Raw genomic sequence first — 13,793 nt, forward strand, 5'->3', positions numbered from 1 at the left:
AATGCATTCTTCAGGGGTCTTTACCATGCATAAAACGATTCGAACATGTGTCACCGCTGCCGCCGTCGCGGCGAGTCTGGTCACGATGCCCACGCTGTCGCACGCGGCGTCGCCGGGCGACGGGATCAACCAGGGTGACGTACTGGTCCGCCTGCGCGCGATCAGCATCCAGCCGAACGAGCGCGCGAGCGACACGCTCGGCGCGATCAATACCGGCGTGAACAACGCGATCGTTCCGGAACTCGACTTCACCTACATGATCCGCGACTACCTTGGCGTGGAGCTGATCCTCGGCACGTCGCGGCACCAGATGACGTCGAGCCTCGGCAACCTGGGCGGCGTAGGCGTGCTGCCGCCGACGCTGCTGCTGCAGTACCACTTCAACCATGCCGGCAAGGTGCGTCCGTACGTCGGCGCGGGCCTGAACTACACGTACTTCTACAACAACGGGCTCAACGTCGGCGGGGAAGGCGTGTCGATCAACAAGAGCAGCTTCGGTCCGGCGCTGCAGTTCGGCGTCGACGTGCAGTTGACGAAGAAGGTGTTCATGAACGTCGACGTGAAGAAGATCTGGATGAGCACCGATGCGACGCTCGGCGACAAGGGCATCGGCACGCTGCACATCGATCCGCTGATCGTCGGCGTGGGCGTCGGGATGAAGTTCTAACGGTTCGCGGACAAGAACAGAGTTGGGGTTGGCGGCATGGCAGTCGGCATGCCGCTCTTTTTTTGTGCGGCCGGTTTACAGCTTGTCGTACTGGAAGCGCATCGCGGTGCCTTCGCGCGTAATGCGCTCCCACACCGCCCGCTTCTCGTCGTCGCTCAGGAACACCCAGTTCGACACTTCGCCGGCCGTGCGGCCGCAGCCCTTGCAGACTTCGTCGAAGAGGGTCGAGCACACGCCGATGCAGGGGCTGTCGGGCAGGTCGTGGAGATTGGAGGCCATCGGGAGGGTTCGCGCAGTGAAATCGTCAGGGCGTCATTTTAATGCATCGGAACGGGGCGGCCGGCGGACGCCGCTAGCGTGCCGTACGGTCGCGTTGCCGTGACGGTGCGGCCGGTCGGCCGAACGGTTGGACGATGGCCGGATCGCCGTCGGCGACGGCGACGGCCGGCCCACCGTGCCGGACAGGGCCGGGCACGGCGCGCGGCGCGTGTCGCAGCGCGTCGCGATTTCCCCGGTGAAACGGCCGCGTGCACCGCGCGTCGCGCGGGCCGCTTGTACTGCATGCGGGACGCGGTTTCGCCACCGCTTTCTTTTCCCGATGGACAGACGCCGATTACCCGATAGAATTCCCCCGGAACGCCCCGCTGCGCGGGCCGCCCGAGCGGCCGGCGGCGGGAATCTGTTCCGTTTGCGCGACACGGGCATGATTTTTTTGTGACGGAGCGCGAATGGTGGTAGCGTTCGGGGTTTTCGAGGGGCGGCGTGCCGGAACGCGCCGCCATGACGAGGCAGACGGCAGCCGGACAAGCGGTCCGGCCGGAGGGAGAACGGGATGAAAGCAAACGTAGTGGGCCGGTTCGCAGCGCTCGCGCTGTGCGTGGGTGCATCGGCGGCGGCGGCGAAGGATACGCAGCTCAATGTCTATAACTGGTCGGACTACATTGCGAAGGACACGATCCCGAACTTCGAGAAGCAGGCGGGCATCAAGGTCCGCTACGACAATTACGACAGCGACGACACGCTGCAGGCGAAGCTGCTGACGGGCAGCTCGGGCTACGACATCGTCGTGCCGACCAGCAACTACGCGGGCAAGCAGATCGCCGCCGGCATCTTCACGCCGCTCGACAAGTCGAAGCTGCCGAACCTCAAGTACCTCGATCCGCAACTGATGGCGCTCGTCGCCGGCGCGGACCCGGGCAACAAGTATTCGGTGCCCTGGGCGTACGGCACGACCGGTCTCGCCTACAACCTGACGAAGGCGCAGCAGGCGCTCGGCAAGGTCCCGCTCGACAACTGGGACATCCTGTTCAAGCCGGAAAACATCTCGAAGCTGAAGACCTGCGGCGTGTCGGTGCTCGACGCGCCGGACCAGATGTTCGCGGCGGCGCTGCACTACATCGGCAAGGATCCGATGAGCACGAACCCGGCCGACTACAAGGCCGCGATGGAGGTGCTGAAGAAGATCCGCCCGTACATCACGCAGTTCAACTCGTCGGGCTACATCAACGATCTGGTCGGCGGCGACATCTGCTTCGCGTTCGGCTGGTCGGGCGACGTCGTGATCGCGAAGCATCGCGCGATCGAGGCGAAGAAGCCGTACAAGGTCGAGTACTACATTCCGAAGGGCGGCGCGCCGGTGTGGTTCGACGTGATGGCGATCCCGAAGGACGCGAAGAACAAGGACGCCGCGCTGCAGTGGATCAACTACATCGAGGATCCGAAGGTGCACGCGGCGATCACGAACGCCGTGTACTACCCGAGCGCGAACGCCGAGTCGCGCAAGTACGTGCGGCCCGACGTCGCGAGCGACCCGGCCGTCTATCCGCCGGCCGACGTCGTGAAGACGCTGTTCCTGCTCAAGCCGCTGCCGCCTGAAATCCAGCGTCTGCAGACGCGTCTGTGGACCGAGCTGAAATCGGGCCGCTGAAGCGAGCCGGAGTCAGCCAGCAGTCATGAAGCCCCTGGTGTCCCCGGGGGCTTTGTTCGTCAAACGCAGGAGAGAAGCAGCACATCATGAATAGCCAGTCGGGTGCGCCGGTCGCGGGCGCACCGTCCTTCGTTCCTTCGTCCGGCGCCGATACGCGCGCCGAGAATTTTGTCCAGATCGTCGACGTCGTCAAGAAATTCGGCGACACCGAAGTGGTGCGCAACGTGAACCTGACGGTGCGCCAGGGCGAGCTGTTCGCGCTGCTCGGCAGTTCGGGTTCCGGCAAGTCGACGCTGCTGCGCATGCTGGCGGGCCTCGAGACGGTCACGTCGGGCAAGATCCTGATCGACGGCGAGGACCTCGCACAGATGCCGCCGTACAAGCGGCCCGTGAACATGATGTTCCAGTCGTATGCGCTGTTCCCGCACATGTCGGTCGAATCGAACGTCGCCTACGGCCTGAAGCAGGAAGGCACGCCGAAGGCGGAGCTGAAGGAGCGCGTCGCCGCGGCGCTCGAGCTCGTGCAGATGAGCAAGTACGCGAAGCGCAAGCCGCACCAGCTGTCGGGCGGCCAGCAGCAGCGCGTCGCGCTCGCGCGTTCGCTCGTCAAGCGCCCGAAGGTGCTGCTGCTCGACGAGCCGATGTCGGCGCTCGACAAGCAGATCCGCCAGCGCACGCAGATCGAGCTCGTCAACATCCTGAACAAGGTCGGCGTCACCTGCATCATGGTCACGCACGACCAGGAAGAGGCGATGACGATGGCGAACCGGCTCGCCGTGATGAGCGAAGGGCAGATCGTGCAGATCGGCTCGCCGAACGAAGTCTACGAATATCCGAACAGCCGCTTCTCGGCCGAGTTCATCGGCTCGACCAACCTGTTCGAAGGCGTCACCGTCGAGGACGAGCCCGATTACGTGTACATCGAATCGCCGGATCTGCCGAGCCGGCTGTACGTGAGCCACGGGATCACGGGCCCGCTCGGGATGCCGGTCACGGTGTCGGTGCGCCCCGAGCGGATCGCGCTCACCCGCAAGCCGCCCGAAGGCGCGTTCAACTGGGCGCACGGGAAGATCACCAACGTCGCGTACATGGGCGGCTACTCGCTGTATCACGTGAAGCTCGACGCGGGCAAGACGGTGATCGCGAACGTGTCGAGCCTCGCGATCTCCGAGCTCGACACGCCGGCGCTCGGCGACGAGATCTACGTGCGCTGGAGCGCGACGGCCGGCGTGGTGCTGACGTCATGAGCACGCTCAAGTCCCTGCTCGCATGGCCCGTGCGACGCTTCAACCTGACCGGCGGCTCGGCGGTCGTCGCGGGGCCGTACACGTGGCTCGTGCTGTTCTTCCTGGTGCCGTTCGTGCTGGTCGTGAAGATCAGCTTCGCGGAGCTGCAGCTCGGCATCCCGCCGTATACGGAACTCGCGTCCTATGCGGACGGCGTGGTGCACATCGCGCTGAACCTGTCGCACTACGCGTTCCTGCTCACCGACAGCCTGTATTTCGCGACCTACGTGAATTCGGTGGTGGTCGCGGCGATCACGACGCTGCTGTGCCTGCTGATCGGTTATCCGATGGCGTACTACATCGCGCGTTCGAACCCGGCGACCCGCAACCTGCTGATGATGGGCGTGATGCTGCCGTTCTGGACGTCGTTCCTGATCCGCGTGTACGCGTGGATCGGGATCCTGAAGAACAACGGGCTCCTGAACAACTTCCTGATGTGGATCGGCCTGACCCATACGCCGATCGAGCTGTACCGCACGAACTACGCGGTGTACATCGGGATGGTGTATTCGTACCTGCCGTTCCTCGTGATGCCGCTGTACGCGCATCTCGTGAAGATGGACCTGCGCCTGCTCGAAGCCGCGTACGATCTCGGCGCGAAGCCGTGGAAGGCGTTCGTGCAGATCACGCTGCCGCTGTCGAAGAACGGGATCATCGCGGGCTGCCTGCTGGTGTTCATTCCGGCGGTCGGCGAGTACGTGATTCCGGAACTGCTCGGCGGCGCGAACACGCTGATGATCGGCCGCGTGATGTGGAACGAGTTCTTCAACAACGCAGACTGGCCGATGGCGTCGGCCGTGACCTGTGCGATGGTGCTGCTGCTGCTCGTGCCGATGGCGATGTTCCAGCACTTCCAGGCGAAGGAGCAGGAGGGCCGCCGTCGATGAAGCCGAATCGTTACCTGCAGTTCGCGGCGCTGTTCGCCGGCTTCGCGTTCCTGTACATCCCGATCATCAGCCTGATCGTCTATTCGTTCAACGAGTCGAAGCTCGTCACCGTGTGGTCGGGCTTCTCGTTCCGCTGGTACTCGGCGCTCGCGGAGGACGACGAGCTGCTGACGGCCGCGTGGCTGTCGCTGAAGATCGGCGTGCTGACCGCGTTCGCGTCGGTGTTCATCGGCACGTGGGCCGGCTTCGTGCTCGCGCGGATGGGGCGCTTTCGCGGCTTCGCGCTGTTCAGCGGAATGATCAACGCGCCGCTGGTGATCCCCGAGGTGATCCAGGGGATCTCGCTGCTGCTGCTGTTCATCGAGCTCGCGAAGTGGATCGGCTGGCCGGCCGAGCGCGGCGTGTTCACGATCTGGCTGGGCCACGTGATGCTGTGCATCTCGTACGTCGCGATCATCGTGCAGTCGCGCGTGCGCGAGCTGAACCCGTCGCTGGAAGAAGCCGCACTCGATCTCGGCGCGACGCCGCTGAAGGTGTTCTTCACGATCACGCTGCCGCTGATCTCGCAGGCGCTGATCGCGGGCTGGCTGCTGTCGTTCACGCTGTCGATCGACGACCTCGTGCTGTCGGCGTTCCTGTCGGGCCCCGGCTCGACGACGCTGCCGCTCGTCGTGTTCTCGCGCGTGCGCCTCGGCCTGAACCCGGAGATGAATGCGCTCGCGACGCTGTTCATCGTCGCGGTGACGGCGGGTGTCGTGATCGCTAACTTCGTGATGCTGCGCCAGGAACGCAAGCGGATGGCCGCGTTCGCCGCCTGACGCGCTCGCGCTCAGGTTGCCGACGCAACGAACGACGCCCGGTGCCGACGACGAGTCGGCCCGGGCGTTTTGTCTGGTGTGCGCGCCGCGTGCGGCTTATGCGCCGACCGCCGCCTTCGCGAGCAACCCGAGCGCCACGCACACGAGCACGGCAGCGAAGCCGGCCTGCACGTGCCGCGCGGACAGGTGCCGGGACGCGCTGCGGCCGATCGCCATCCCGATTGCCGTCGCGACCGTGAACCACAGCGTCATGTCGAGCGGCGCGCGCGTGCCCGACACGAGCGTCGCGAACACGCCGCCGGTGCCGACCAGCGCGATCACCATCAGCGACGTCGCGACCACGCCGTGCATCGACACGTTCGTGAACTTGCGCAGCATCGGCACGATCACGAAACCGCCGCCGACACCGAGCAAGCCCGTCATCAGCCCCGTCACCGCGCCGGTCGACGCGAGCGCGAGCCCGACCGGCCACGACCAGACGAGCCGGCCCGTGTCGGGATTCACGCGGCCGACGCACAGCGGCGACGCGTCCGCGTCGCCGGGCGCATGACGCAGCGCCTGCCGCAGCAGGCGGCCCGCGACGACCAGCATCGTCAGCGCGAACAGCGCCAGCAGCACGCGTTGCGGCAGCACGTGCGCGAGCTTCACGCCGAGCGTCGTGAGCGGCACGCCGGCGACGGCCATCAGCAGCGCCGCGCGATAGCGCACGAGCCCGCGGCGAAACCCTTCGAGCGCGCCGAGCGCGGCGCTGCCCGCGACCGCGACGAGCGCGACGGGCGTGGCCTGCTGCATCGGCCAGCCCATCCCGACGACGAGCGCGGGCACCGCGAGAATGCCGCCGCCCGCGCCGGTGAGGCCGAGCACGGCGCCGACGAGACTGCCGAGTACGAGGGAAATCAGCATGGTGTCATCGGATTCCGGTCAACGTGCGATCGTGGGCTTCGCGAGCCATTCGCGGCCCTTGAGCATCGCCTTCCAGTAGAGCGGCGGCAGCACGCGCTCCTTGAGCAGCCACGCGAGCCGCGACGGGCGCCGGCCGTCGATCAGCCACGCGGGGAAGGTCGGCGCGACCTTGCCGCCGTACAGGAATTCCGCGAGCACGATCTTGCCGCGCTCGACGGTGAGCGGGCAGGAGCCGTAGCCGTCGTACGCGGCGTCGCCGCGGGCGCGGCCCAGCGACGCGAGCACGTTGTGCGCGACCACGGGCGCCTGCTTGCGGGCCGCGGCGGCGGTTTTCGCATTGGTCGTGTTGGTGACGTCGCCGAGCGCGAAGATGTCCGCGAACTGCTTGTGCCGCAGCGTCGCCGGATCGACGTCGATCCAGCCGGCCGCGTCGGCGAGCGGGCTCGCGCGCACGAAATCGGGCGCCTTCTGCGGCGGCACGACGTGGATCATGTCGAACGGGCGCTCGACGGTTTCCGTGCCGCCGTCGGGCAGCGCGCGCTTGAACGTCGCGCGCCGCGCCGGCCCGTCGATCGCGACGAGGTTGTGGCCGAACGACAGCGCGATGTCGTAGCGTTTCACGTACTCCATCAGCGCGGGCACGTAGTCGGCGACCCCGAACAGCGCGCCGCCCGCGTTCAGGAACTCGACGTTCGCGGCACCGAGGCGGCCCGCGCGCCGCCAGTGGTCGCACGACAGGTACATCGCCTTTTGCGGGGCGCCCGCGCACTTGATCGGCATCGGCGGCTGCGTGAACAGCGCATTGCCGCCGCGGAACGCCTGCACCAGTTCCCACGTGTACGGCGCGAGATCGTAGCGATAGTTCGACGTGACGCCGTTGCGGCCGAGCGTTTGAGCGAGGCCGTCGATCGCGTGCCAGTCGAGCTTGAGGCCCGGGCACACGACCAGCTTGAGGTAGCCGATGCGCCGGCAGCCGTCGAGCACCACCGTGTGCGTGTCGGGCTCGAAGCCGGCGACGGCGGCCCGGATCCATTTCACGCCGCGCGGCAGCAGGTCGACGATCGGGCGCGCGGTCGTGTCGGGCCGGAACACGCCGGCGCCGACCATCGTCCAGCCCGGCTGGTAGTAGTGCGTATCGGCCGGGTCGATCACCGCGATATCGAGCGATGCGTCGCGTGCCAGCAGGCTCGACGCGACCGCGACGCCGGCCGCACCCGCGCCGACGATCACGATGTCGTGCCGCGCGTCGACGGCCGGCGCGGCCTGGCGGCCGTCTTGCGCAAGATCTCGCATGAGACGCGGCGCGAGCGCGCCGAGGTCGTAGCCGGCCGTGGCGGCGATCGCGACGATGTCGCCGGCAGGACGCCGGCCTGCCTGCGACAGCGCCCACAGCGTCGCCGAACGCGTGCCGCTGCGGCAGTACGCGAGTACCGGGCCGGCGAGCGACGCGACGAGCGTGCCGAACTGCGCGGCCTGGTCGTCGGTGACCTTGCCGGTGTCGACGGGCAGGTAGTGCACGGCGATGCCGAGCGGCGCGGCGGCGGCGCGGATCTCGGCGACGGTCGGCTGGTCGGCGCCTTCGCCGTCCGGGCGGTTGCAGACGATCGTGCGGATGCCGGCCGCGTGCAGTGCGGGCAGGTCGGTCGCGGCGATCTGGGGGGAGACCGACAGCAGGTCGGTCAGCGGGCGGATGGTCATGTCGGGGGTTCTCCGGTCGGGGCGGCGGCTCAGATCGCGTCGAGCGGGATCTTCAGGTAGCGCACGCCATTGTTTTCGGGCTCGGGCAGGTGGCCGGCGCGCATGTTGACCTGCACCGACGGCAGCATCAGCACGGGCATGTCGAGCGTCGCGTCGCGCGCGGTGCGCATGGCGACGAAATCGTCCTCGGTCACGCCGTCCTTCACGTGCACGTTCGCGCGACGCTGCTCGGCCACCGTCGTCACGAACTGCACGTCGCGGCCGCCCGGCTGGTAGTCGTGGCACAGATACAGGCGCGTGTCGGGCGGCAGGGCGAGCACGCGCGCGATCGAACGGTACAGCGTGCGCGCGTCGCCGCCCGGGAAGTCGCAGCGGGCGGTGCCGTAGTCGGGCATGAACAGCGTGTCGCCGACGAACGCCGCGTGCTGCGTCGCGTCGTCGACACAGTAGGTCAGGCACGCGGGCGTATGGCCCGGCGTGTGCAGCGCGCGGATCGTCAGCGCGCCGAGCGCGAGCGTGTCGCCGTCGTCGAGCAGGCGGTCGAACTGGCGGCCGTCCTGCGCGAAGCCGGGGCCGGCGTTGAACAGCGTGCCGAATACGTGCTGCACGCGGCGCACGTGCGAGCCAATCGCGATCTGTCCGCCGACATGCGCCTTCAGGTACGGCGCAGCCGACAGATGGTCGGCATGCACGTGCGTTTCCAGCAGCCAGTGGACGGTCGCGCCGAGTTCGGCGACGCGCGCGATCAGCCGGTCGGCGCTGGCGGTGTGCGTGCGGCCGGATTTCGGGTCGTAGTCGAGCACGCTGTCGATCAGCGCGCACGCGCGGCTTTCGGTGTCGAGCAGCAGATAGCTGACGGTGTGGGTCGCCGGGTCGAAAAAGCCTTCGACCGACAGCTGGGGGGCATGGCTCACGGGATGTCCTCGATCGGGTTCTGCGTCTGCAATCGGACATCCCATGTTCAAGAAGCATGCCAATTCGCGCCGCGCTGCCGGATGATGTGGCAGGTAATTGATTCGGTTCGGATTTTTGGCGTGGCCGCGGTGTGTCGCAGGCACCGGCGCCGGGGTGCTGTCGACGTCGACTGCCATATCTGGCAGTGTCGTGGCAGAATTGGCAGTCCGCCTGGCAGTCCGCCTGGCAGTCCATCCCCCCATCTGTTTCCGAGCTTCCCGATGAATCCGCACGACACCATTCCGATCGTTCCCGCGCCGTCGCGCGACGTCATGCCCGACGTGCGCGCGCTCGTCGCGTATCTGGAACAGGATCCGCAGCCGATGATCGTCGTCGATCCCGACTACCGCATCCTCGCCGCGAACGATGCGTATCGGCGCCAGTTCGGCGTGGCGGGCGTCGAGCACGTCGGCCGGCACTGCTTCCAGGTTTCGCATCATTACGACGTGCCGTGCGACCAGGCGGGCGAGCATTGCCCGATGAAGCAGGCGCGCGAGTCGCGCAGCCTGAACCGCGTGCTGCACATACACCATACGCCGCGCGGCCCCGAGCACGTCGACGTGGAGTTGCGGCCGATCTTCGATGCGCGCGGCGACGTGATCGCCTACGTCGAGCGGCTGACGACGGTGCGCAGCGCGTCGGCGCAGCCGAGCGCGGAAGGGCTCGTCGGCGGCGCCGACGCGTTCAATGCGGCGCTCGGCGCGCTGCAGCGCGTCGCGCCGTCGATGCTGCCCGTGCTGCTGCTCGGCGAATCGGGTACCGGCAAGGAACTGTTCGCGCGGGCGCTGCACGAGGCGAGCGAGCGTGCGATGGGGCCGTTCGTGGTGGTCGACTGTTCGGGCATCGCCGAGACCCTGTTCGAGAGCGAACTGTTCGGCTACGAGAAGGGCGCGTTTACCGGCGCGAACCAGCGCAAGCCGGGCCTCGTCGAGACCGCGCAGGGCGGCACGCTGTTTCTCGACGAGATCGGCGACGTGCCGCTGCCGATGCAGGTGAAGCTGCTGCGGCTGATCGAGTCGGGGACGTTCCGGCGCGTCGGCGGCGTCGAGGCGCTGCGCGCGGATTTCCGGCTCGTCGCGGCGACCCACAAGCCGCTGCGCGAAATGATCGACGACGGCCGGTTCCGCCAGGACCTGTACTACCGGATCAACGCGTTCCCGATTCCGCTGCCTGCGCTGCGCGAGCGGCGTGGCGACGTCGCGCTGCTGGCCGAGTCGATCCTGCGGCGCATCGCGAATGCGCGCGCCGGCGCGGGCGACGCGAGCGCGCGGCCGTTCGCGGCCCGGCCGTTCGTGCTGACCGAGCGTGCGCGCGCGTGCCTCGACGCGTATGCATGGCCGGGCAACATCCGCGAGCTGCGCAACGTGCTCGAGCGCGCGTGCCTGTTTGCGGACGACGGCACGATTCGCGTCGAGCATCTGCCGGCCGAGCTGGTCGCGGCGTCGGCGACGCCACCGGCGCGTGCGGCGGACGTGCGCGGCGTGTCGGACGCGGAACTCGTGCGCCTTGCGGGCACGTTCGATGGCACGCGCAAGCAACTGGCCGAGCACGTCGGACTGAGCGAGCGCACGCTGTACCGGCGGATGAAGGCGCTCGGGCTCGGGGTGCGCGACCGGTAAGCGGGCGCGTCGTGCTCGCTGCCGCCGACCGGTCGTGTCAAGCGGCAAGCTGATGGACGGCGGCGCGCCGCCCGTGCCGAATGCGGACCCGAACGCTCAGCCCGTGTTCCCTCGCGACATGACGAAGCGCGGGCGCGCGATCGGCCTGCACGACGATCGCCGATTGCCCGGCCGGTCGGGCGAGTTGGCGGTCGGCTGTCATGATTGACGATAAAAAATGACTGTTCTGCACGAAATAATTATCGTTTTACGATAATCATCTGGCTTACAATCGATGCGTGTTCACACCCTATCGAGGAGGTCGCATGCATTCCGATCGCATTGCCCGTATCAGTCAGCGCATGGCTACCGTCACGCTGTGGTTCATCGTCGGCATGCTGGTGCTCAACGCCGCGTGCTGGGCGTTCCCGTCGTTGAGCGCGGCCACCGGGCCCGGCCTCGTATTCGGCCTCACCGATTCGGTGGTCACGAACCTGGGCGTCGATGTCGGCGCGTTCCCGTGGTGGCAGAAGGCCGTCGGCATTCTGCTGTCGAGCGTCCCGCTCGTTGCGCTCGCGGGCGGTCTGCGCCACTTGCGCGAGCTGTTCCGGACCTACGCGCGGCGCGACTATTTCTCGGCGCAGGCGGCCGGCCATCTCGGCAAGACGGGGCGCGCGATCGGTCTGTGGGTGCTGTTGAGCCTGCTGTGCGAACCGCTGCTGAGCGTGTGGGCGACGTTTCGCGAACCGGTCGGCCATCGCGTCGTCAGCATCGGCTTCAGCCTGCCGTACGTCGTCGCGCTGTTCACGGCGGCCTGTATCGCGGTGATCGCGCACATCCTGCGGCAGGCGAGCGAGCTCGACGCCGAACACCGGCAGTTCGTCTGAGGCGCGCGATGTCGATCGTGGTCAAACTCGATGTGATGCTCGCGACCCGCAAGGTCCGCTCGAAGGATCTCGCGGCGGCCGTCGGGATCACCGAACCGAACCTGTCGCTGCTCAAGCAAGGCAAGGTCAAGGGCATCCGCTTCGCGACGCTGGAGGCGATCTGCCGGTATCTCGACTGTCAGCCGGGCGACCTGCTCGCGTTCAGCGATGACGGCGGCGGCGAGCCGGATTGACGTGCCGCAACGGCCGGTCGTCGATGCGGCGCGGCGGCGTCGGCCGGGCATCGTGGCAGTTGCAGGCGTGATCGCCGTGTTGCTGCATGCGATCGGTTGGTATGCGCTGCAGCGGATGCCGGCGGCGCGCGGGCCGCTTGCGGCCCGGGTCGATGCGTCGTCGGGCCGGATTGCATTGAGCGTCCGGTTGATTCCCGTGACGCCCGAACCTGCGCCCGCAACCGCGGTCGACCGGCGCACCGGTCCGACAGCAGCCATGCGAGAGACGCGCGAACCGAAAAGCCGTTCCGGCGCAGCGGCGACGCCGCGCCGGGCGACACGTTCGCTTGCGGCCGCGCCCGCGCAGGCAACGACCGGCGGCTCGGCGGATTCGGCTGAAAGCAGCCCGGTGCGTGAGCCGACCCCCGAGGTCGACTGGGGGCGTGATCTGGCAACGATCGGCACGCGTCGAGCGACGGGGCGCAGCCCAGCGGCGGCCACGGTCGGTGCGCTGGGCGCATCGTCCGGCCTCCCGGCCGCGCGTCGCCATTCGGTCGACGAGACGCTGGCAAGCGGGGTGGCGGACGCACGGCGCGCCGACTGCCGGCGCGCCTACTCGAGTGCCGGTTTGCTCGCACTCCCGATGCTCGCGCTGGATGCGGTTCGCGATACGGGCTGCAAGTGGTGAGGAAGCACGCGGCTCGGCGCTGCCGGTGAGACATGATCGCGCGGCGTTTTCGACGCGCGGCCGGATACGAGCCGGCTCGCCTGACGACGTGTCCGGGCGGCGCGCAACGGCCACGCACCGCCCGGGCTGCCTGGGCGTTGGACCCTCAACGCGCCGGCGCAAGCTGCGCCATCGCCTCGCGCATGAAGCCGAGCAGCGTGTCGTCGACCCATGAGTCCTTCGTCAGCGCCGGCTCGGTCATCATCGCCTTGCGGAATTTCGCGTGCGTGGCCGGGTCGTTGCCCGCGTAGCCGCGGAACAGGTCGAGCCAGCGTTGCGCGAGCGCGCGGCCTTCCGGCGAATCGGGCTGCGCGCCCGCATCGATCGCGTCGCGCACGTCGCCCATCAGTTGCGGCCATTCCATCGAGCGTTCACCGAAGTGCGCCCGCATGAAGCGGATCTCGTCCGGCGCGAGATACTTCTCGAAAATCCGCATCTTCGTTTCCGCGGACGCGCGCAGCACATAGTCGCGCAGCACGGTCGAGATGCCGAGTTTCGACTGCATCGACGGTTCGCGCTCGTGCATCAGGTTGAGCTTCGCCAGCAGCCGCGGATCGTTGTTCGTGTCGCGCACGAGCAGCGCCATCCAGCGGCCGGCAAGCGCGCGTGCGCGCTCGTCCTCCGGCGGCACGCCCGCGTCGTGCAGCGCACGCACGTCGGCGACGAGCGCCGTCCATTCCGCGTCGCCGGCCTGGCTCTTGCGATACATCGGCAGGCGCGCGAGTTCTTCCTCGGAAAAGTATTTGTCGTACACGGTCATCAACTCCAGTGTGGTGAGCCAATCGGCCAGCTCCGGCTCCGTGCCCGCGGCGAGCTGCGCGTGCAGGTGCACGAGCCGCTCGCGCAGCTGCGCGGTCTGCGCGAGCTGGTGGTCGAGCGACGCGATCTGCCTCGCGACGAGCGCGACGAGCGGGGTGCCGGGCCGGTTCAGGTAGTCGCCGATTTCGGCGAGCGACAGTCCGAAGCGACGCAGGGCCTGGATCTGGTGGAGCCGGGCGATGTCGTCGCGGTCGTACAGCCGGTAGCCATTGTCGGCACGCGCCGAAGGCGTCAGGAGGCCGATCGCGTGATAGTGATGAAGCGTGCGGACGGTCAGGCCGCTGCGTTTCGCCAGTTCTCCCACTTTCAGCCGCATGATGTCCTCCGTTCGGTGCGCACACTGGAGTCTCGAACGTTACGCTACGTGAGGGTCAAGCGGAAGATCGCGGATCGGCGCGCGGGGGTGATCC

Annotated in this window: 14 protein-coding genes; 9 read left to right on the forward strand and 5 right to left on the reverse strand. The window is 68.0% G+C overall.

Features of this window, described 5'->3' with window-relative positions; genetic code table 11:
- Window positions 1-25: 25 nt before the first annotated feature.
- On the forward strand, window positions 26-667 hold the full coding sequence (locus U4Z31_RS29415) for an OmpW/AlkL family protein (protein ID WP_044848916.1): 642 nt from the start codon (window positions 26-28) through the stop codon (window positions 665-667).
- Between the two features lie 75 nt (window positions 668-742).
- Here the strand turns inward: U4Z31_RS29415 and U4Z31_RS29420 are convergent, their stop codons facing one another.
- A complete protein-coding gene (locus U4Z31_RS29420; protein ID WP_027784516.1) occupies window positions 743-946 on the reverse strand; it encodes a DUF1289 domain-containing protein in 204 nt (67 codons plus the stop codon).
- Between the two features lie 553 nt (window positions 947-1,499).
- Between U4Z31_RS29420 and U4Z31_RS29425 the strand changes: the two genes are divergently transcribed.
- The 4 genes from U4Z31_RS29425 to U4Z31_RS29440 all read left to right on the forward strand — a co-directional run bounded on the left by U4Z31_RS29425 (window position 1,500) and on the right by U4Z31_RS29440 (window position 5,585).
- Window positions 1,500-2,594, forward strand: a complete 1,095-nt coding sequence (locus U4Z31_RS29425; protein ID WP_044848266.1) for a polyamine ABC transporter substrate-binding protein — start codon at window positions 1,500-1,502, stop codon at window positions 2,592-2,594.
- An 86-nt stretch (window positions 2,595-2,680) separates the two neighbouring features.
- A complete protein-coding gene (locus U4Z31_RS29430; protein WP_321812167.1) occupies window positions 2,681-3,841 on the forward strand; it encodes an ABC transporter ATP-binding protein in 1,161 nt (386 codons plus the stop codon).
- A complete protein-coding gene (locus U4Z31_RS29435; RefSeq protein WP_044848264.1) occupies window positions 3,838-4,767 on the forward strand; it encodes an ABC transporter permease subunit in 930 nt (309 codons plus the stop codon). The genes U4Z31_RS29430 and U4Z31_RS29435 overlap by 4 nt, the downstream gene beginning before the upstream one ends.
- Window positions 4,764-5,585 (forward strand): ABC transporter permease subunit, encoded by an 822-nt coding sequence (locus U4Z31_RS29440; RefSeq protein WP_124485424.1) that lies wholly within the window; start codon window positions 4,764-4,766, stop codon window positions 5,583-5,585. The genes U4Z31_RS29435 and U4Z31_RS29440 overlap by 4 nt, the downstream gene beginning before the upstream one ends.
- Window positions 5,586-5,681: 96 nt before the next feature.
- On the opposite strand, the gene U4Z31_RS29445 is transcribed toward U4Z31_RS29440, so the two are convergent.
- From U4Z31_RS29445 to U4Z31_RS29455, 3 genes are read right to left on the reverse strand one after another with little or no spacing between them, the layout of a single operon-like run.
- A complete protein-coding gene (locus U4Z31_RS29445) occupies window positions 5,682-6,488 on the reverse strand; it encodes a sulfite exporter TauE/SafE family protein (protein ID WP_321812168.1) in 807 nt (268 codons plus the stop codon).
- An 18-nt stretch (window positions 6,489-6,506) separates the two neighbouring features.
- Window positions 6,507-8,186, reverse strand: a complete 1,680-nt coding sequence (locus U4Z31_RS29450) for a TIGR01244 family sulfur transferase (RefSeq protein WP_321812169.1) — start codon at window positions 8,184-8,186, stop codon at window positions 6,507-6,509.
- A 29-nt stretch (window positions 8,187-8,215) separates the two neighbouring features.
- Window positions 8,216-9,100 carry an MBL fold metallo-hydrolase gene (locus tag U4Z31_RS29455; RefSeq protein WP_321812170.1) on the reverse strand — a complete coding sequence of 295 codons (885 nt, stop codon included), beginning with the start codon at window positions 9,098-9,100 and terminating at the stop codon, window positions 8,216-8,218.
- A 261-nt stretch (window positions 9,101-9,361) separates the two neighbouring features.
- Between U4Z31_RS29455 and U4Z31_RS29460 the strand changes: the two genes are divergently transcribed.
- The 4 genes from U4Z31_RS29460 (at window position 9,362) to U4Z31_RS29475 (ending at window position 12,525) form a co-directional block, all read left to right on the forward strand.
- Complete coding sequence (locus tag U4Z31_RS29460; protein ID WP_321812171.1) at window positions 9,362-10,759, forward strand: sigma-54 interaction domain-containing protein; 1,398 nt, start codon at window positions 9,362-9,364, stop codon at window positions 10,757-10,759.
- 305 nt (window positions 10,760-11,064) lie between these two features.
- Entirely contained in the window at window positions 11,065-11,625 is a 561-nt protein-coding gene (locus U4Z31_RS29465; RefSeq protein ID WP_124485429.1) for a DUF2975 domain-containing protein, read from the forward strand.
- An 8-nt stretch (window positions 11,626-11,633) separates the two neighbouring features.
- The gene (locus tag U4Z31_RS29470; RefSeq protein WP_124485430.1) at window positions 11,634-11,858 is read left to right on the forward strand and encodes a helix-turn-helix domain-containing protein; all 225 of its coding nucleotides are present in this window, start codon (window positions 11,634-11,636) and stop codon (window positions 11,856-11,858) included.
- Window positions 11,833-12,525 carry a hypothetical protein gene (locus tag U4Z31_RS29475; RefSeq protein WP_321812172.1) on the forward strand — a complete coding sequence of 231 codons (693 nt, stop codon included), beginning with the start codon at window positions 11,833-11,835 and terminating at the stop codon, window positions 12,523-12,525. Before U4Z31_RS29470 ends, U4Z31_RS29475 begins: the two co-directional genes overlap by 26 nt.
- Window positions 12,526-12,670: 145 nt before the next feature.
- Here U4Z31_RS29475 and U4Z31_RS29480 read toward each other — a convergent pair whose 3' ends face one another.
- Window positions 12,671-13,699: a MerR family transcriptional regulator gene (locus U4Z31_RS29480; protein ID WP_321812173.1), complete on the reverse strand. Its 1,029-nt coding sequence runs from the start codon at window positions 13,697-13,699 to the stop codon at window positions 12,671-12,673.
- Window positions 13,700-13,793 lie beyond the last annotated feature (94 nt).

It is taken from the genome of Burkholderia sp. BCC1985 (assembly GCF_905339915.1).
Taxonomy (GTDB): domain Bacteria; phylum Pseudomonadota; class Gammaproteobacteria; order Burkholderiales; family Burkholderiaceae; genus Burkholderia.

Coding starts and splice junctions, on each gene's coding strand:
- U4Z31_RS29450 (WP_321812169.1), bottom strand. CDS start 8,186: ATGACCATCCGCCCGCTGACCGACCTGCTGTCGGTCTCCCCCCAGATC.
- U4Z31_RS29475 (WP_321812172.1), top strand. CDS start 11,833: ATGACGGCGGCGGCGAGCCGGATTGACGTGCCGCAACGGCCGGTCGTC.
- U4Z31_RS29430 (WP_321812167.1), top strand. CDS start 2,681: ATGAATAGCCAGTCGGGTGCGCCGGTCGCGGGCGCACCGTCCTTCGTT.
- U4Z31_RS29435 (WP_044848264.1), top strand. CDS start 3,838: ATGAGCACGCTCAAGTCCCTGCTCGCATGGCCCGTGCGACGCTTCAAC.
- U4Z31_RS29480 (WP_321812173.1), bottom strand. CDS start 13,699: ATGCGGCTGAAAGTGGGAGAACTGGCGAAACGCAGCGGCCTGACCGTC.
- U4Z31_RS29440 (WP_124485424.1), top strand. CDS start 4,764: ATGAAGCCGAATCGTTACCTGCAGTTCGCGGCGCTGTTCGCCGGCTTC.
- U4Z31_RS29420 (WP_027784516.1), bottom strand. CDS start 946: ATGGCCTCCAATCTCCACGACCTGCCCGACAGCCCCTGCATCGGCGTG.
- U4Z31_RS29460 (WP_321812171.1), top strand. CDS start 9,362: ATGAATCCGCACGACACCATTCCGATCGTTCCCGCGCCGTCGCGCGAC.
- U4Z31_RS29470 (WP_124485430.1), top strand. CDS start 11,634: ATGTCGATCGTGGTCAAACTCGATGTGATGCTCGCGACCCGCAAGGTC.
- U4Z31_RS29425 (WP_044848266.1), top strand. CDS start 1,500: ATGAAAGCAAACGTAGTGGGCCGGTTCGCAGCGCTCGCGCTGTGCGTG.
- U4Z31_RS29445 (WP_321812168.1), bottom strand. CDS start 6,488: ATGCTGATTTCCCTCGTACTCGGCAGTCTCGTCGGCGCCGTGCTCGGC.
- U4Z31_RS29465 (WP_124485429.1), top strand. CDS start 11,065: ATGCATTCCGATCGCATTGCCCGTATCAGTCAGCGCATGGCTACCGTC.
- U4Z31_RS29415 (WP_044848916.1), top strand. CDS start 26: ATGCATAAAACGATTCGAACATGTGTCACCGCTGCCGCCGTCGCGGCG.